Raw genomic sequence first — 16,832 nt, forward strand, 5'->3', positions numbered from 1 at the left:
CCGCACGTAGCGGGCGCCTTCTTTCAGAGGTGGCGAACTTCGACAATCTCATACTCGATAACGCCACCCGGCGTTTTCACGGCGACCACATCCCCCTCTTCCTTGGCAATCAAGGCGCGGGCCAGTGGCGAACCCACCGAAATCTTGCCGAGCTTGAAGTCAGCCTCATCCTCACCCACGATGTGGTAAGTGACGCGCTCATCAGTCTCGACGTTGGCGATTTCAACGGTGGTGCCGAAAATCACTTTGCCGGTGTGAGGAATGGTCGTGACATCGATGATGACCTGATTCTGAATCCGGCCTTCGATGTCACGAATCCGCGCCTCGACCATCCCCTGCTGCTCACGAGCCGCGTGGTATTCGGCATTTTCCTTCAAGTCACCCAACTCGCGGGCCGTACCGATGTCCTGGCTAAGCTTCGGACGGACGACCTTGGTCAGGTGAGCGTGTTCTTCTTCCAGGGCTTTCGCGCCCTGGACGGTCATTGGGTATTTGATCATGCCTTCAATCCTGCGTGTAGATCCTGCAAGCGGCGCACGGTCTTCTCGGGACCGAACTTCAGCGCTTCGCAGATAGCTTCGCCAGCAGCAATGGTAGTGGTGCAGTAGATCTTGTGCTGCAAGGCATTACGACGAATGGAGTAGGAATCGGCGATCGACTGGCGACCTTCGGTGGTGTTGATGATCAGGGTGACTTCGTCATTCTTGATCATGTCGACCACGTGCGGACGACCCTCGGTCACCTTGTTCACACGACGCACTTTCAGGCCTGCGGCTTCGATCAGCTTGGCAGTACCGGCAGTGGCGACCACTTCAAAGCCCAAGTTGATCAGATCACGGGCCACGCCTGCAACCAGTGGCTTGTCATCGTCACGCACACTGATGAACGCGGTACCGCCAGTCGGCAGCACTTCGCTGGCGCCCATCTGGGCTTTGGCAAAGGCTTCGCCAAAGGTGTCGCCCACGCCCATCACTTCACCGGTGGACTTCATCTCTGGGCCCAGGATCGGGTCCACGCCAGGGAATTTGGCGAATGGGAACACCGCCTCTTTCACGCTGTAGAAGTTCGGAATGATTTCTTTGGTGAAGCCGATTTCCTTCAGGGTTTTACCGGCCATCACGCGAGCCGCGATCATTGCCAGGGAAACACCGATGCACTTGGACACGAACGGTACGGTACGGGAAGCGCGCGGGTTGACTTCGATGACGTAGATGTCTTCGCCTTGCAGCGCCAACTGAACGTTCATCAGACCGACAACGCCCAGTTCCAGGGCCATTTTCTTGACCTGTTCGCGCATCTCGTCCTGGATGTGAGCAGGCAGCGAGTACGGCGGCAGGGAGCACGCGGAGTCACCGGAGTGAACGCCGGCCTGCTCGATGTGCTGCATGATCGCGCCGATCACCACGTCGGTGCCGTCGCAGACTGCATCCACGTCCATTTCGATGGCGCAATTGAGGAAGTGATCGAGCAGCACCGGGCTGTCGTTGGACACTTTCACCGCATCACGCAGGTAGCGCTTGAGTTCTTCTTCTTCGTAGACGATTTCCATCGCGCGGCCGCCCAGTACGTAGGACGGACGAACCACCAGCGGATAACCGATCTTGGCCGCGGCACGAATCGCTTCGTCTTCGCTGCGCACGGTGGCGTTTGGCGGCTGACGCAGATTCAGGCGCTCGACCATTTGCTGGAAGCGCTCACGGTCTTCGGCACGGTCGATAGCGTCAGGGCTGGTGCCGATGATTGGCACGCCGGCTTCTTCCAGGGCGCGAGCCAGTTTCAGCGGGGTTTGGCCGCCGTACTGGACGATCACGCCTTTCGGCTTCTCGACGCGGACGATTTCCAGCACGTCTTCCAGGGTCACTGGTTCGAAGTACAGGCGATCGGAGGTGTCGTAGTCGGTGGAAACGGTTTCCGGGTTGCAGTTGACCATGATGGTCTCGTAACCGTCTTCGCGCAGGGCCAGTGCCGCGTGTACGCAGCAATAGTCGAACTCGATGCCCTGGCCGATACGGTTTGGACCGCCGCCGAGGATCATGATTTTGTCGCGGCCCGACGGCGCGGCTTCGCACTCTTCCTCGTACGTCGAGTAGAGGTAAGCGGTGTCGGTGGCGAATTCGGCCGCGCAGGTATCAACGCGCTTGTAGACCGGGAAGATTTCCAGCTTGTGACGGTGGCGACGCAGAGCCTTCTCGGTCACGCCCAGCAGCTTGGCCAGACGCATGTCGGAGAAACCTTTGCGCTTGAGGCGGAACATCAAGTCGTGGTCGATGCTGGCCAGACCCAGGGTCTTGACCTTCTCTTCTTCCTTGATCAGATCTTCGATCTGCACCAGGAACCACGGGTCGATCATGTTCATGCCGAAAATGTCTTCGACCGACAGGCCAGCGCGGAACGCGTCAGCGACGTACCAGATACGCTCGGCGCCCGGCACGGTCAGTTCGCGCTTGAGGATGCTCATGCTTTCCGGGTTGCTCAGGTCGAGCTTCTCGTCCAGGCCACAAACGCCCACTTCCAGACCGCGCAGGGCTTTCTGCAGGGATTCCTGGAAGGTCCGGCCGATGGCCATGACTTCACCGACCGACTTCATTTGAGTGGTCAGGCGCGCGTCGGCTTTCGGGAACTTCTCGAAGGCGAAGCGTGGCAGCTTGGTGACGACGTAGTCGATGGACGGCTCGAAGGACGCCGGAGTCTTGCCACCGGTGATGTCGTTCGACAGCTCGTCGAGGGTGTAACCGACGGCCAGTTTTGCCGCGACCTTGGCGATCGGGAAACCGGTGGCTTTCGAGGCCAGGGCCGAAGAACGGGATACCCGCGGGTTCATCTCGATCACGACCATGCGGCCAGTGTCCGGGCAGATGCCGAACTGGACGTTGGAACCGCCAGTCTCGACGCCGATCTCGCGCAATACCGCCAGGGAGGCGTTACGCAGGATCTGGTATTCCTTGTCGGTCAGGGTCTGTGCTGGCGCAACAGTGATCGAGTCACCGGTATGCACACCCATCGGGTCGAAGTTTTCGATGGAGCAGACGATGATGCAGTTGTCCTTCTTATCGCGGACAACCTCCATCTCGTACTCTTTCCAGCCAATCAGCGATTCGTCGATCAGCAGCTCTTTGGTCGGCGACAGGTCCAGGCCGCGGGCGCAGATTTCTTCGAACTCTTCACGGTTGTATGCGATACCGCCACCGGTGCCGCCCATGGTGAAGGACGGGCGGATGATGCACGGGAAGCCCAGGCGTTCGAGAACGGCGTTGGCTTCTTCCATGCTGTGGGCGATACCCGAACGCGGGCAGTCCAGGCCGATGGATTTCATCGCCTTGTCGAAGCGCGAACGGTCTTCGGCCTTGTCGATGGTGTCAGCGTTGGCGCCGATCATTTCTACGCCGAACTTCTCCAGAACGCCTTCGCGCTCCAGGTCCAGGGCGCAGTTCAGCGCGGTCTGGCCACCCATGGTTGGCAGCAGCGCGTCCGGACGCTCTTTCTCGATGATCTTGGCAACGGTCTGCCACTTGATCGGCTCGATGTAGGTGGCGTCGGCCATGGCCGGGTCGGTCATGATGGTCGCCGGGTTGGAGTTCACCAGGATGACGCGGTAACCCTCCTCGCGCAGGGCTTTACAGGCCTGGGCGCCGGAGTAGTCGAATTCGCAGGCCTGGCCGATCACGATCGGGCCAGCGCCGAGAATCAGGATGCTTTTAATGTCTGTACGTTTTGGCATGGGTTGTCACTCAAATCCGCAGGTCAGTCGGCAAGCCGTCTTGTTCAATCTCTGAAGCCTTGAGGGGGCCACCGGTTTCGGGACCGCCCTCAGGCTTCGCTACATCAGGGCGAGCGATTAGCGTCGCTTGGCCATTTCGTTGATGAAGCGATCAAACAGTGGCGCTACGTCGTTCGGGCCAGGGCTGGCTTCAGGGTGACCCTGGAAGCTGAAGGCGCTCTTGTCGGTACGCTCGATGCCTTGCAGGGTGCCGTCGAACAGCGATTTGTGGATCGCCCGAACGTTGCCTGGCAGGGTCGCTTCGTCTACCGCAAAACCGTGGTTCTGGCTGGTGATCATCACCACACCGCTGTCCAGATCCTGGACCGGGTGGTTGGCACCGTGGTGGCCGTGACCCATTTTCAGGGTCTTGGCGCCGGAGGCCAGAGCCAGCAGTTGGTGACCGAGGCAAATGCCGAACACCGGAATCTCGGTTTCCAGCACGTCCTTGATTGCCTGGATCGCGTAGTCGCATGGCTCAGGGTCGCCCGGGCCGTTGGACAGGAACACGCCGTCCGGTTTCAGTGCCAGCGCTTCGGCGGCCGGAGTCTGTGCAGGCACCACGGTCACGCGGCAACCGCGCTCGACCAGCATGCGCAGGATGTTCAGCTTGACGCCGTAGTCGTAGGCCACCACGTGGTATGGCAGCTCGGAGGCTTCCAGAGTCGCGTGGCTGTCGCTTTTCAGATCCCAGACAGTCGAGCGCCACTCGTACTTCTCTTTGGTGCTGACGACTTTTGCCAGGTCCATGCCTTTGAGGCCAGGGAAACCCTGAGCGGCGGCGATGGCGGCTTCTTCGGAAATGTTGTCACCGGCCATGATGCAGCCGTTCTGTGCGCCTTTCTCACGCAGGATGCGTGTCAGGCGACGGGTGTCGATACCGGCGATTGCCACCACATTGTTGGCTTTCAGGTAATCGGACAGTGACATCGTGTTGCGCCAGTTGCTCGCAACCAGTGGCAGGTCACGGATGACCAGGCCAGCGGACCAGACGCGGTCGGACTCGGCATCTTCCGGCGTAGTGCCGGTATTGCCGATGTGCGGGTAAGTCAGGGTAACGATCTGTTGGGCGTAGGAAGGATCGGTAAGGATTTCCTGATAGCCGGTCATTGCGGTGTTGAACACCACCTCACCAACGGTTTGACCGTCGGCTCCAATGGCTTCGCCGCGAAAAATGCTGCCATCAGCAAGGGCGAGTATGGCTGGCTTAGTCAAGAAGACCTCCCGTAAATAAAGCCTGAAAGGGCGATCGCAGGTTGTAAAAAAGCGGAGTGACGTATGGACACGTCACCCCGCTTCTTCACCGAATTATTCTGCGCGCTTTTAGTGGACACACTAAAGCTGTAGCTTACAGAAAAAGGCATTTTTGGTCTACCGCCAATGAGGCCTAAAGGCCGGAGAATGCGACAGGACGTCGCTTGGCAGTTTAAAACCGGGCCCAAACGCTATGTTTGAACCCGATTTCGGGCACATCTTACCGCAGGTCGAGCACGTCTTGCATGTCGTAAAGGCCTGGCTCACGACCGTCCAGCCACAAAGCGGCACGTACCGCGCCCTTGGCGAAGGTCATGCGACTTGATGCCTTGTGAGTGATTTCCAGTCGTTCGCCCTCACAGGCGAATAGCACCGTATGATCACCAACCACATCACCACCGCGAACAGTCGCGAAGCCGATCGTTTCACGCTCGCGCACACCGGTGTGACCTTCACGACCATAGACCGCGACCTTCTGCAGATCACGATCCAGCGCATTGGCGATCACTTCGCCCATGCGCAGGGCCGTGCCCGAAGGCGCATCGATCTTGTGCCGATGATGGGCCTCGATGATTTCGATATCAGCCTCATCACCCAGCACACGAGCCGCCATATCGAGCAGCTTCAGCGACAGGTTTACACCGACACTGAAATTGGCCGCGAACACAATCGCAATATCTTCGCTCGCCTCGACCAGCAACTGCTTCTGCGCGGCGTCCAATCCCGTCGTGCCGATCACCATGGCCTTGCCCGCCTTGCGGCAGAACGCCAGGTTTTTCAGCATGACTTCCGGGAGAGTGAAGTCGATCAACACATCGAACTCATCGGCCACCGCATCCAGCTTACCGGACAGCGGCACACCGATTCGCCCCAGCGATGCCAGCTCACCGGCATCCACGCCAATCAGCGTGCTGCCAGGGCGCACGATGGCTGCCGTCAGACCGGTAAGCGGTGCGCGTTGCTGCACCGCCTCGACCAGAATCTTGCCCATGCGCCCGGCAGCGCCCATCACAGCTATACGTCGCATGCCGACTCCTTACAAATCGCCGAAGAAGCGCTTCACGCCTTCGAACCAACCGGTGGTTTTCGGCGAATGACTGTTGTCACCCGCCAGGGAGCTGCGCAACTCCTCCAGCAATTCGCGCTGACGACGACCCAGGTTGACCGGGGTTTCGACTGCCACGCGGCACATCAGGTCACCAGCACCGCCACCACGAACCGGCGCGACGCCTTTACCACGAACACGGAACTGCTTACCGGTCTGAGTCCCTTCAGGGATCTTCAGCTTGACCCGACCATCGAGGGTCGGAATCTCCAGCTCGCCGCCCAGCGCTGCGTCGACGAAGCTGATTGGCACTTCGCAGAACAGGTGCTTGCCGTCACGCTGGAAGATCGCGTGCTCGCGCACATTGATCACCACGTACAGGTCGCCAGTCGGGCCACCCTGCGCACCCGCCTCGCCTTCGCCAGACAGACGAATGCGGTCGCCAGTATCGACACCGGCCGGCACTTTCACAGACAGGGTCTTGTACTCTTCGACACGACCTTCGCCGTGGCAGGAATCGCACGGATCGGAAATGATCTTGCCCTGGCCATGGCAGCGCGGGCAGGTCTGCTGCACCGAGAAGAAGCCCTGCTGCATGCGCACCTGACCGATACCGCCGCACGTCGGGCAAGTGATCGGCGAGGAGCCTTTCTTGGCACCCGAGCCATCGCACGGTTTGCAGTTGACCAGCGTCGGAACGCGGATATTCACGGTCGTACCGCGCACCGCTTCTTCCAGGTTCAGCTCCAGGGTGTAACGCAGATCGCTGCCGCGCTGAGCGCCGCCACGGGAACCGCCGCGACCGCCACCGAAGAAGTCACTGAAGACATCGCCAAAGATGTCGGAGAAGTTCTGACCGCCAAACCCGGCACCGCCGCCACCCATGCTCGGGTCGACACCGGCATGACCGTATTGATCATAGGCCGCGCGCTTGCTGGAATCGGACAGCACTTCGTAGGCCTCGTTGGCCTCCTTGAACATATCTTCCGACGCTTTGTCATCGGGATTACGGTCCGGGTGGTGCTTCATCGCCAGGCGACGGTAGGCCTTTTTCAGGTCCGCTTCGCTTGAACCACGCTCAACACCCAATACTTCGTAATAGTCACGCTTTGCCATAAGTCTTTGCACTCTTAAGGACGTTCGGCAAACCTCTCCTGAGCCTCGCCAAACTCGTTGAGCCCCAATACAGGCCCGGACCCAACTCACGTCAATTCAACGATCCTGGTCTTTGATTCGATGCGGTATCTGTGGGCCAGAAAGCAGGAGCATCCCCGACCGTACCGCCAGCATTCGAGCGTTGTCGCATGCTGTAAAAATTCGCTTACTCCAGACACGCCAACGCGGGAGCAAGCTCCCGCGCGGCGACATCCTACCAGTCACCGCCTGAAGGCAGTCAACCGGGCGACCAACAACTTACTTGTGGTCTTTGACTTCTTCGAACTCGGCATCGACAACGTCGTCAGCCTTTTCAGCCGATTCGTCTTTCGGCGCCGCGCCTTCAGCTGGCTGAGCCTGGTCGGCGTACATCTTCTGAGCCACTGGCGCGGAGACCTTGGACAGCTCTTCAACCTTGGCTTCGATAGCGGCCTTGTCGTCGCCTTTGATGGCGGTTTCCAGGGCAACTACAGCTGCTTCGATTGCAGTCTTCTCTTCAGCGCTCACTTTATCGCCAGCATCAGCGACCATTTTGCGCGTCGAGTGAACCAGGGCATCGCCTTGGTTACGGGCACTGGCCAGCTCTTCGAACTTGCGGTCTTCTTCAGCGTTCACTTCAGCATCGCGAACCATCTGCTGAATTTCTTCCTCGGACAGACCGGAGTTGGCCTTGATCACGATCGACTGAGTCTTGCCGGTGGCCTTGTCTTTCGCGCCGACGTGCAGGATGCCGTTGGCGTCGATGTCGAAGGTCACTTCGATTTGTGGCACGCCACGTGGTGCTGGTGGAATCTCGGCCAGGTCGAACTTGCCCAAGGACTTGTTCTGTGCGGCTTGCTTACGCTCACCTTGCAGTACGTGGATGGTCACTGCGCCCTGGTTGTCATCGGCGGTCGAGAATACTTGCGATTTCTTGGTAGGAATCGTGGTGTTTTTCTCGATCAGCGCGGTCATTACGCCGCCCATGGTTTCGATACCCAGGGTCAGCGGGCTGACGTCGAGCAGCAGAACGTCTTTCACGTCACCAGCCAATACCGCACCCTGGATAGCAGCACCCATGGCAACAGCTTCGTCAGGGTTAACGTCTTTACGTGCTTCTTTACCGAAGAAATCGGTCACCAGCTTCTGAACCAGTGGCATACGGGTCTGACCGCCGACCAGGATCACGTCGTTGATCGAACCAACGTCGATACCGGCGTCTTTCATGGCGATGCGGCAAGGTTCGATGGTGCGCTGAACCAGGTCTTCAACCAGCGCTTCGAGCTTGGCGCGGGAGATTTTCACGTTCAAGTGCTTAGGACCGGTAGCGTCTGCAGTGATGTACGGCAGGTTCACGTCGGTCGACTGGCTCGAGGACAGTTCGATCTTGGCTTTCTCAGCGGCTTCTTTCAGGCGCTGCATGGCCAGCGGGTCACCCTTGAGGTTCATGCCGCTTTCTTTCTTGAACTCGTCAACGAGGTAGTCGATCAGACGAATGTCAAAGTCTTCACCGCCCAGGAAAGTGTCACCGTTGGTGGCCAACACTTCGAACTGGTGCTCGCCATCGACTTCAGCGATTTCGATCACGGACACGTCGAAAGTACCGCCGCCCAAGTCGTAAACGATCACGGTGTGATCGCCTTTCGCCTTGTCCATACCGTAGGCCAGTGCGGCTGCGGTTGGTTCGTTGATGATACGTTTAACGTCCAGACCCGCGATGCGGCCGGCGTCTTTGGTGGCTTGACGCTGGCTGTCGTTGAAGTAGGCCGGAACGGTGATCACCGCTTCGGTCACTGGCTCGCCGAGGTAGTCTTCGGCGGTCTTCTTCATTTTCTTCAGAATTTCAGCCGAAATTTGTGGCGGCGCCATTTTCTGGCCGTTCACTTCAACCCAGGCGTCGTTGTTGTCAGCCTTGACGATCTTGTAAGGGACCATCTGGATGTCTTTCTGTACGACTTCTTCGTCAAAACGACGACCGATCAGACGCTTCACCGCGTACAGGGTGTTATGCGGATTGGTCACTGCCTGACGCTTGGCCGATTGGCCAACCAGGATTTCACCGTCGTTGGCGTAAGCGATGATCGACGGCGTAGTACGCGCGCCTTCAGCGTTTTCAATAACTTTGGCCTTGCCGTTTTCCAGCACGGAGACGCAGGAGTTGGTAGTCCCCAGGTCGATACCGATAATTTTGCCCATGTTCACTCTCCCGAAACTTTGGATTTGGATGCCGCAGCAGTGGTGGCTGACTGCGGTAGCACTTAAACGCTTGACTTCTAAATGGGGGCCTTGCGGCTAATTTCAAGCCTGCTCGTCAATCGAAGGCGAAACCGGTGCAGGTGCCTTGCTGACCACGACCATGGCCGGGCGCAGCAGGCGACCGTGAAGCTGGTAGCCCTTCTGAAACACCTTGAGCACGCTGTTTGGCTCGACGTCGGCGCTTTCCTGCATGGCCATTGCCTGATGATGCGAGGCATTGAAGGGTTCGCCTTCAGGATCGATCGCTTCCAGGTGATAGCGCTTCAGGGTGTCCTGGAACATTTTCAGGGTCAGCTCGATCCCTTCGCGCATCGGACGAATGTTTTCGTCGTCAGGGTTGGATAGCTCCAGACCGCGTTCCAGGCTGTCGATGATCGGCAGCAGGTCGCCAGCGAACTTTTCCAGGGCGAATTTGTGAGCCTTTTCAACGTCCTGCTCGGCACGGCGGCGGACGTTCTGCAGATCGGCGGCTACACGCAAAGCCTGATCCTGCGCACCAGCCAATTGCTCTTCGAGCACTTGTACACGAGCCGCCAGGTCTTCACCCGAAGCCTCGGGGCCCTGGTTGGCGTCTAGATTTTGCGTATCCACTGTCTGTTCGTCAGCCATAGATTTCTCCTTCCAATATCGTCCGCGAGCTCAACTCGCGCTTCTGCCCCGGTATATGGGGCCGCAAAATTCAGCTTCAAGGGCTATTTGATGATTAACCCTACAAAAAACAGCTGCATTGTCATTCCTCACCGCACTAAGAATTTCCTTAAATCAAGCAAATCGACCTAAGAGGGGGCATTGTCAGCCCGAAACAAAACACTGTATAAATAACCAGACCTAAAGCCTGGGAGCGGCCTTTATGCTGGTGCACCTGTCCGTACACAACTACGCCATCGTTGAACATCTCGATCTCGAACTCGATCGCGGGATGAGCGTGATCACAGGGGAAACCGGCGCCGGCAAGTCGATCATGCTCGACGCCCTCGGCCTGACCCTGGGCGATCGCGCCGACAACGGCGTGGTCCGCCCGGGTGCCGACAAGGCCGATATCCTGGCCACTTTCGACCTGATCGACATTCCGGAAGCCAGCGCCTGGCTGGCCGAACGCGACCTCGAGAGCGACGGGCCGTGCATTCTGCGTCGAGTGATCACAGCCGAAGGACGCTCACGCGGCTATATCAACGGCACTCCCTGCCCCCTCGGCGACCTGAAGGCGCTGGGTGAGTTGCTGATCGACATCCACAGCCAGCACGAACATCAATCGCTGCTCAAAACCGATACCCACCGTCGCCTGCTCGATGAATATGCCGGCGCCACGGATCTTGCCCGCCAGGTGCAACTGGCTGCCCAACGCTGGCGCCAGACCCGCCAGGAACTGGAACGCCTCTCCAACTCCGGCGACGAACAGCGCGCTCGTCATCAATTGCTCAGTTATCAACTCGAAGAACTGGAAAACCTCGGCCTTGGTGAAAGCGAGCTGGAGCAACTGGAACAGGAACACAAGAACCTGACCAACGCTGAAACCCTGCTGGGCATTTGCCGGCAAGTGGTCGAACAATGCAGCGAAAGCGATTCCGGCAATGTATTGAACGCGCTCACCGCCAGTCTTAATCGCCTATCAAGCGTAAACAATTCGATCGGCGCCCTGGGCGAAGCCAGCAGCCTGCTGACCAGCGCGCAGATTCAGGTTGAAGAAGCCGTGGGCGAGCTGAACCGCTTTCTCGACAATTTCGACGCCGACCCGGCGCGCCTTCAATACCTGGAAGAGCGCCTCGATGCCATCTACACCCTGGCGCGCAAACACCGCATCCAGCCGACCGAGGTCGCCGAGATGCAGCAGAAGCTACTCGATGAAATCGAAACCCTGAATGCCAACGACGAATCCATCGAGCGATTGAGCGAGGAGCTTGCCTCCTACGCCCGCCATTATCAGGAGAAGGCTCGGGAGCTGAGCGATCTGCGGCATCAAGCCTCGAGCAGCCTGGCCAGTGCCGTGGAACAGGAAATCCAGCGCCTGGGCATGCCCGGCGGCCGCTTCACCATCGAACTGCGCCCCAACAGCAGCGACGAACTGCTGCCCAATGGGCTCGAACAGGTAGAACTGCTGGTGAGCGCCAACCCCGGGCAACCGCTGAAAGCCCTGGCAAAAGTGGCATCGGGTGGCGAACTTTCGCGTATCAGCCTGGCGATTCAGGTGATCACTGCACAGACCTCGCGGGTACCGACCCTGGTGTTCGACGAAGTGGACGTGGGTATCGGCGGCCCGACCGCCGAGATCGTCGGTCAGTTGCTGCGACGCCTCGGGGAGCGAGGGCAGGTTCTGACCGTAACTCACTTGCCGCAAGTGGCGGCGCAGGGGCATCAACATCTATTTGTACACAAGGTCCGCGGTGAAGACGCCACGCATACAGCTGTCTCCAAACTGAGCAAGACCGATCGAGTCGAAGAAGTGGCACGGATGCTGGGCGGCATCGACCTCACCAAGGAATCATTGGCTCACGCGAAAAAGATGGTCGTTACCGCGAAAATTTAAGAACGGCAGAAAGCACGAAGGCGACCCTGAGTCGCCTTCGTTCGTTTCGCGAACCTGAGGTTCGCGCGACATGCTTACTTTTTCTTGCGCACGTACAGTACAAGATTGTGATCGACCATCTCGAAGCCATACTTGTCGACGATTGCTTTCTGCAGCCGCTCGATTTCTTCGTCGAAGAATTCGATCACTTCACTGGTCTCGACGTTGACCATATGGTCGTGATGCTTGCCGTCGTCCAGCTCGAAGACCGCATGGCCTCCGTCGAAGTTGTGCCGCACCACAAGGCCTGCTGCCTCGAACTGGGTCAGAACACGGTAAACCGTGGCCAGACCGACGTCCTCACCAGCCTCCATCAGCGCCTTGTAGACATCCTCGGCACTCATGTGGCGTTGCTCGGCGGAATCGAGCATTTGCAGAATTTTGACCCGTGGAAGGGTCACTTTGAGGCCGGCTTTGCGTAGTTCGCTATTTTCAACCATGGTCAGCTTTCTCGCGATGCTGCTTCGCAGCTTCTCTTAATGCGGGTATGATCGGCGTTTACGTTGTCCCAGCCAAGATAGTGGAAGTCGCCCACCGATGCAAAACACCAAGCTCTTGCTAACCAGTTTCACCTTTGTGGGACTGCTCGCACTCGCCGGTTGTTCATTCCCCGGGGTTTACAAAATCGACATCCAGCAGGGCAATGTCGTCACGCAGGACATGATAGACCAGTTACGCCCGGGAATGACCCGCCGGCAAGTACGGTTTATCATGGGCAACCCTCTGCTGACCGACACGTTCCATGCCGATCGCTGGGATTACCTGTATAGCCTGCAACCGGGTGGCGGTGAACGCCAACAGGAACGCATTAGCGTTATCTTCAACCCAAATGATCAACTTGTCAGCCTCTCCGGCGATTTCATGCCAGGCGTGAGCCGCGACGAAGCCATTCTCGGCAAGGACAGTGGTACTGCCGTGACCACACCAGCAGAAAACGCCGAGAAGCCGAAGCCAGAAAAACCAGTCAAACCAGGTTCCTTGCTGGACCAGATCCAGAAGGACGTGGACAACGTAGAAACCGTTCCAGTCCCGACACCAGAACCGCTGGAAACCTCGCCGCAATAATTTGCGACGCAATAAAAAACCCGGCATGTCCGGGTTTTTTATCGTCTGGCGTTTAACCGGATCACTGATTCCGGGCTTTGGCCTCGGCCGCTTTGGCGGCGCGCAACCGGCGAACTTCTTTTGGATCAGCGAGCAACGGCCGGTAAATCTCGAGGCGATCCCCGGGCTGGACCGGACGACTGGCCGGCTCAGCGATCACTTTGCCAAAGATCCCAACCGGACAACTGGCCAGATCCAACTCAGGGAATTCGCTGTTCAGGCCGGAGTTGAGCAACGCATCTCGCACCGTTGCACCCACCGGCACCGTTACGGTTAGCAGTACCTGCCGATCAACGGCGGCATACACCACTTCGACCTTGATCACGGCCTCAACCATGCATCTGCTTCGCGCGCTGGCAAAACGCGTCCATCAGCGTATTCGCCGCCTGGTTGAACAAAGGCCCCAACGTCGCACGCACCAGCGGTCCCGAGTAGTCGAACGACAAGTCCAGACTGATCTTGCAGGCCTTCTCACCCAACGGCTTGAACACCCAGACGCCGTGCAACTGGCTGAACGGACCTTCCTCGAGGTTCATCTCGATCGAACGCCCTGGCACCAGGGTGTTACGCGTAACGAAGTGCTGACTAAGACCACCCTTGGCCACGCCGACGCTGGCACGCATAAGCTCAGGAGTGCTTTCCAGGACTTCCGCCGACGAGCACCACGGCAGGAATTCCGGATAGCGAGCCACGTCGTTGACCAAGTCATAAAGCGCTTGGGCCGGATACGGCAGCAGGGCCGAACGTTGAATGTGTGTCGTCATGTCAGCGTTACTTCCACAGCTGGGCGGCAAACACTACAAGAATGCCGATGGGCGCCACATAGCGCATCAAGAACAGGGACAAGGCGAACAGCACCGGACGGCGGATCGACAATTCGTCGCGCACCGCTTCACGCCCCATTACCCAGCCCGCAAACACCACGAAACACAAACCACCGAGTGGCAACATGATCCGCGAGGTGAAAAAATCGATCACACCGAAGAAGTCCAGACCACCGGCTGCCCCCCATTGATAGAGGTGGAACATCCCGCCTTCGTTCACGAAAAACTTGGCTTCCTTCCAGATATTGAAGGAAAACACGGTGCCCAGACCGACGAACCAGCAGGTGAATGCCAGCCAGAAGGTGACCCAGGCACGGCTGATTTTCGTGCGCTCAACCAGGTAAGCCACCATTGGCTCGAGCAGGGAGATCGCCGAACTCCAGGCCGCAATTGCCACCAGCACGAAGAACACTACGCCCATCAACTGGCCGAACGCTACGTTGCCAAAGGCAAATGGCAGGCTGACAAACATCAGGCCTGGGCCTTCGCTCGGGTTCAGGCCGGCAGCGAACACAATCGGAAACAATGCCAGACCGGCCACCAGAGAGACGAATGTATCGAGCAGTGCTACACCGACCACAGTCCCGGAAATCGACGAACTCTTCGGCATATAAGCGCCGTAGATCATAATCGAACCGACGCCCACGCTCAGGGAAAAGAAAGCGTGCCCCATCGCTGGCAGCAAGCCGTCGAGCACTTTTTCCGGATGAAAGTCGAACATGAAATGCACGCCTTCCATGAAGTGACCGGTGGTCATGCTGTAACCCAGCAGCACCAGGATCATTACGAACAGCAGCGGCATCATGATCCGCAGGCTGCGCTCCAGCCCGGCGACCACGCCTTTGGCGATCACCACGGCGGAGAGGAGCATGAAAATCGTATGCCAAAGTGTCAGGCGCCATGGGTCAGCGATCACATTGGCGAAATAGGTGCCGACCTGATCAGGCGTTACACCCTGGAAGTCGCCACGCCCCATGTCAATGATGTAATCCAGTGACCAGCCGCCGACCACACTATAGAAAGACAGAATCAGCAGCGCCGTAATCATCCCGGCAAATGCGCCCCAGGACCATTTCGCCGAATGCCCCGCTTCCAGCGCCAGGACCTTCAAGGCATTGGCCGGGCTCTGCCGTGCGCGGCGACCGATCAGGGTTTCGGCCAGCATCACGGGCATGCCGATCAGCGCGATACAGGCCAGGAACATCAGCACGAAGGCTCCGCCACCGTAGACGCCGACCATGTAAGGGAATTTCCAGATACTACCCAACCCCACGGCCGAACCGGTCGCGGCGAGTATGAAGACCCAGCGGCTAGCCCAACTGCCGTGGACAGAAACCTTGTCTGTCGACATCGTTATCACGCCCAAGCGTTCAAAAAAGAGGCCGCATTGTCCGGGATTCAATCAACCTGCTCAAGCACGTAGCGTCACCGTAGCCGACTTGCTTGCAACTCCCTATAATGCCGCCCCTATGGCTAAACAGAAGAAACACCCAACAGGGACCATCGCGCAAAACAAAAAGGCGCGACACGATTACTTCATCGAGCATAAGTTCGAGGCTGGTCTGGTCCTGGCCGGCTGGGAAGTAAAAAGTTTGCGGGCAAGCAAGCTACAACTGGTTGACAGTTACGTGCTGCTCAAGGATGGCGAAGCCTGGCTGCTCGGCAGCCACATTACGCCGCTGATGACTGCCAGCACCCACGTCATCGCTGATCCGACCCGCACCCGGAAATTGCTGCTCAACCGACGCGAGCTGGAAAAGCTGGCCGCTGCCGTGCAGCAAAAAGGTTACGCCTGCGTGTGCCTGTCCTGGTACTGGAGCAAGCACATGGTCAAGTGCGAGATCGCCCTGGGCAAAGGCAAGAAGGAATACGACAAGCGCGATACCGAACGCGAGCGCGACGCCGGTCGTGAATTGCAGCGTGCGGTGCGAAACAAGGGTAAGGAAGATTAATCTTTCAGCCTGAATTTTGTGGCGTCAGCGAAAGATCGCAGCCTGCGGCAGCTCCTACGAAGTTGTGTACACCCAATGAATCGGGTTGAAATGCGATCGATGTAGGAGCTGCCGCAGGCTGCGATCTTTTGCATTAAAAACGATTACATCCCCTTGCGCCGCTCCGCCCGAGCCACGCGCTGCACTTCCTGACGCACCTCTTCCAGTACCTCCTGCACATACAAAATGTGCCGACTGGAAACCTCCCGCGCCTGCTCTGCCCGACCTTCGATAATCGCCAGATACAATTCTCTGTGCTGCGCAATCAGCATGTCGCGGGTTTCAGTGCGCTGTTTATACATACCGCCGATGTTGGTCACCACGTTGCGTTTGAGCAAGTCGAACAGGCCACGAATGGTGTGCAGCAACACCGCGTTATGACTGGCCTCGGCGATCGCCAAATGAAACTTTGCATCCGCCGCGCCCTCTTCCGCCCGCCCCACTTCGTCATGGCGCGAATAGCAGTCTTGCAACTCGTCGAATGCCGCCGTCAGCCGCTCGCGATCCACGTCCGTGGCACGCAATGCCGCGTAGTAAGCACAAGATGCTTCCAGCGTATGACGAAACTCCAGCAAATCGCGCTGGGCCTCGGGGTTGCTTTCCAGCAGATGCAACAGTGGATCACTGAATGTCGAACCCAGTGATTCCACCACGTAGTTGCCACCGCCCTGACGGCTGACCAGCAGACCTTTGGCCGCCAGTTTCTGAATCGCTTCGCGCAACGAAGGGCGTGACACGCCGAACTGCTCGGCCAGCGCACGCTCTGCCGGCAGGCGCTCGCCGGCCTTCAATGTGCCCTCGAGAATCATCCCTTCGAGTTGCTCGACAATATCGTCAGACAAACGGCGCTGCCGAATCTGATCAAACCCCATCACTCAATTCTCCACGATCCCGGCGGCTCGCC

At 58.4% G+C, this 16,832-nt stretch carries 15 protein-coding genes; 3 read left to right on the plus strand and 12 right to left on the minus strand.

The genetic code is table 11. The features are described from left to right. Positions 1 to 23 precede the first annotated feature (23 nt). From greA to grpE, 7 genes are all read right to left on the minus strand, one after another. Complete coding sequence (gene greA / locus BK662_RS01165; protein WP_007942892.1) at positions 24 to 500, minus strand: transcription elongation factor GreA; 477 nt, start codon at positions 498 to 500, stop codon at positions 24 to 26. Next, the gene (gene carB, locus BK662_RS01170; RefSeq protein WP_123355990.1) at positions 497 to 3,718 is read right to left on the minus strand and encodes a carbamoyl-phosphate synthase large subunit; all 3,222 of its coding nucleotides are present in this window, start codon (positions 3,716 to 3,718) and stop codon (positions 497 to 499) included. The genes greA and carB overlap by 4 nt, the downstream gene beginning before the upstream one ends. 117 nt (positions 3,719 to 3,835) lie before the next feature. Then, on the minus strand, positions 3,836 to 4,972 hold the full coding sequence (carA, locus tag BK662_RS01175) for a glutamine-hydrolyzing carbamoyl-phosphate synthase small subunit (RefSeq protein WP_123355992.1): 1,137 nt from the start codon (positions 4,970 to 4,972) through the stop codon (positions 3,836 to 3,838). Positions 4,973 to 5,231: 259 nt separating this feature from the next. Continuing rightward, the gene (gene dapB / locus BK662_RS01180) at positions 5,232 to 6,038 is read right to left on the minus strand and encodes a 4-hydroxy-tetrahydrodipicolinate reductase (RefSeq protein ID WP_123355995.1); all 807 of its coding nucleotides are present in this window, start codon (positions 6,036 to 6,038) and stop codon (positions 5,232 to 5,234) included. 9 nt (positions 6,039 to 6,047) lie between these two features. Next, positions 6,048 to 7,172 carry a molecular chaperone DnaJ gene (gene dnaJ / locus BK662_RS01185; protein ID WP_123355997.1) on the minus strand — a complete coding sequence of 375 codons (1,125 nt, stop codon included), beginning with the start codon at positions 7,170 to 7,172 and terminating at the stop codon, positions 6,048 to 6,050. Positions 7,173 to 7,469: 297 nt separating this feature from the next. Beyond that, on the minus strand, positions 7,470 to 9,386 hold the full coding sequence (gene dnaK / locus BK662_RS01190; protein WP_052965675.1) for a molecular chaperone DnaK: 1,917 nt from the start codon (positions 9,384 to 9,386) through the stop codon (positions 7,470 to 7,472). 102 nt (positions 9,387 to 9,488) lie between these two features. Further along, entirely contained in the window at positions 9,489 to 10,055 is a 567-nt protein-coding gene (gene grpE / locus BK662_RS01195) for a nucleotide exchange factor GrpE (protein WP_007900531.1), read from the minus strand. 241 nt (positions 10,056 to 10,296) lie between these two features. Between grpE and recN the strand changes: the two genes are divergently transcribed. After that, positions 10,297 to 11,970, plus strand: coding sequence for a DNA repair protein RecN (gene recN, locus BK662_RS01200; RefSeq protein ID WP_123355999.1), 1,674 nt, complete (start codon positions 10,297 to 10,299; stop codon positions 11,968 to 11,970). A 74-nt stretch (positions 11,971 to 12,044) separates the two neighbouring features. Here recN and fur read toward each other — a convergent pair whose 3' ends face one another. Beyond that, the gene (fur, locus tag BK662_RS01205; protein WP_003197684.1) at positions 12,045 to 12,449 is read right to left on the minus strand and encodes a ferric iron uptake transcriptional regulator; all 405 of its coding nucleotides are present in this window, start codon (positions 12,447 to 12,449) and stop codon (positions 12,045 to 12,047) included. A gap of 97 nt (positions 12,450 to 12,546) precedes the next feature. Here fur and BK662_RS01210 point away from each other — a divergent pair, with 97 nt between their 5' ends. Further along, entirely contained in the window at positions 12,547 to 13,074 is a 528-nt protein-coding gene (locus tag BK662_RS01210; protein ID WP_123356000.1) for an outer membrane protein assembly factor BamE, read from the plus strand. Between the two features lie 61 nt (positions 13,075 to 13,135). On the opposite strand, the gene BK662_RS01215 is transcribed toward BK662_RS01210, so the two are convergent. The 3 genes from BK662_RS01215 to BK662_RS01225 are packed head-to-tail and all read right to left on the minus strand — an operon-like array spanning position 13,136 to position 15,288. Further along, a complete protein-coding gene (locus tag BK662_RS01215; protein ID WP_123356002.1) occupies positions 13,136 to 13,450 on the minus strand; it encodes an RnfH family protein in 315 nt (104 codons plus the stop codon). Beyond that, positions 13,443 to 13,877 carry a type II toxin-antitoxin system RatA family toxin gene (locus BK662_RS01220; RefSeq protein WP_030128093.1) on the minus strand — a complete coding sequence of 145 codons (435 nt, stop codon included), beginning with the start codon at positions 13,875 to 13,877 and terminating at the stop codon, positions 13,443 to 13,445. The genes BK662_RS01215 and BK662_RS01220 overlap by 8 nt, the downstream gene beginning before the upstream one ends. Positions 13,878 to 13,884: 7 nt before the next feature. Continuing rightward, positions 13,885 to 15,288: a sodium-dependent transporter gene (locus BK662_RS01225; RefSeq protein WP_123356004.1), complete on the minus strand. Its 1,404-nt coding sequence runs from the start codon at positions 15,286 to 15,288 to the stop codon at positions 13,885 to 13,887. A gap of 118 nt (positions 15,289 to 15,406) precedes the next feature. On the opposite strand from BK662_RS01225, the gene smpB reads away from it, so the two are divergent. Beyond that, entirely contained in the window at positions 15,407 to 15,889 is a 483-nt protein-coding gene (smpB, locus tag BK662_RS01230; RefSeq protein ID WP_007900551.1) for an SsrA-binding protein SmpB, read from the plus strand. 143 nt (positions 15,890 to 16,032) lie between these two features. Here the strand turns inward: smpB and BK662_RS01235 are convergent, their stop codons facing one another. After that, entirely contained in the window at positions 16,033 to 16,800 is a 768-nt protein-coding gene (locus tag BK662_RS01235; protein ID WP_123356007.1) for a GntR family transcriptional regulator, read from the minus strand. Between the last annotated feature and the right edge of the window lie 32 nt (positions 16,801 to 16,832).

The organism is Pseudomonas frederiksbergensis (genome assembly GCF_003732275.1).
Taxonomy (GTDB): Bacteria; Pseudomonadota; Gammaproteobacteria; order Pseudomonadales; family Pseudomonadaceae; genus Aquipseudomonas; species Aquipseudomonas frederiksbergensis_H.

What these genes read in the sequence shown, in the direction of transcription:
- greA (WP_007942892.1), bottom strand. Translation starts at nt 500, where the DNA reads ATGATCAAATACCCAATGACCGTCCAGGGCGCGAAAGCCCTGGAAGAA.
- carB (WP_123355990.1), bottom strand. Translation starts at nt 3,718, where the DNA reads ATGCCAAAACGTACAGACATTAAAAGCATCCTGATTCTCGGCGCTGGC.
- dapB (WP_123355995.1), bottom strand. Translation starts at nt 6,038, where the DNA reads ATGCGACGTATAGCTGTGATGGGCGCTGCCGGGCGCATGGGCAAGATT.
- dnaJ (WP_123355997.1), bottom strand. Translation starts at nt 7,172, where the DNA reads ATGGCAAAGCGTGACTATTACGAAGTATTGGGTGTTGAGCGTGGTTCA.
- dnaK (WP_052965675.1), bottom strand. Translation starts at nt 9,386, where the DNA reads ATGGGCAAAATTATCGGTATCGACCTGGGGACTACCAACTCCTGCGTC.
- grpE (WP_007900531.1), bottom strand. Translation starts at nt 10,055, where the DNA reads ATGGCTGACGAACAGACAGTGGATACGCAAAATCTAGACGCCAACCAG.
- recN (WP_123355999.1), top strand. Translation starts at nt 10,297, where the DNA reads ATGCTGGTGCACCTGTCCGTACACAACTACGCCATCGTTGAACATCTC.
- fur (WP_003197684.1), bottom strand. Translation starts at nt 12,449, where the DNA reads ATGGTTGAAAATAGCGAACTACGCAAAGCCGGCCTCAAAGTGACCCTT.
- BK662_RS01210 (WP_123356000.1), top strand. Translation starts at nt 12,547, where the DNA reads ATGCAAAACACCAAGCTCTTGCTAACCAGTTTCACCTTTGTGGGACTG.
- BK662_RS01215 (WP_123356002.1), bottom strand. Translation starts at nt 13,450, where the DNA reads ATGGTTGAGGCCGTGATCAAGGTCGAAGTGGTGTATGCCGCCGTTGAT.
- BK662_RS01220 (WP_030128093.1), bottom strand. Translation starts at nt 13,877, where the DNA reads ATGACGACACACATTCAACGTTCGGCCCTGCTGCCGTATCCGGCCCAA.
- BK662_RS01225 (WP_123356004.1), bottom strand. Translation starts at nt 15,288, where the DNA reads ATGTCGACAGACAAGGTTTCTGTCCACGGCAGTTGGGCTAGCCGCTGG.
- smpB (WP_007900551.1), top strand. Translation starts at nt 15,407, where the DNA reads ATGGCTAAACAGAAGAAACACCCAACAGGGACCATCGCGCAAAACAAA.
- BK662_RS01235 (WP_123356007.1), bottom strand. Translation starts at nt 16,800, where the DNA reads ATGGGGTTTGATCAGATTCGGCAGCGCCGTTTGTCTGACGATATTGTC.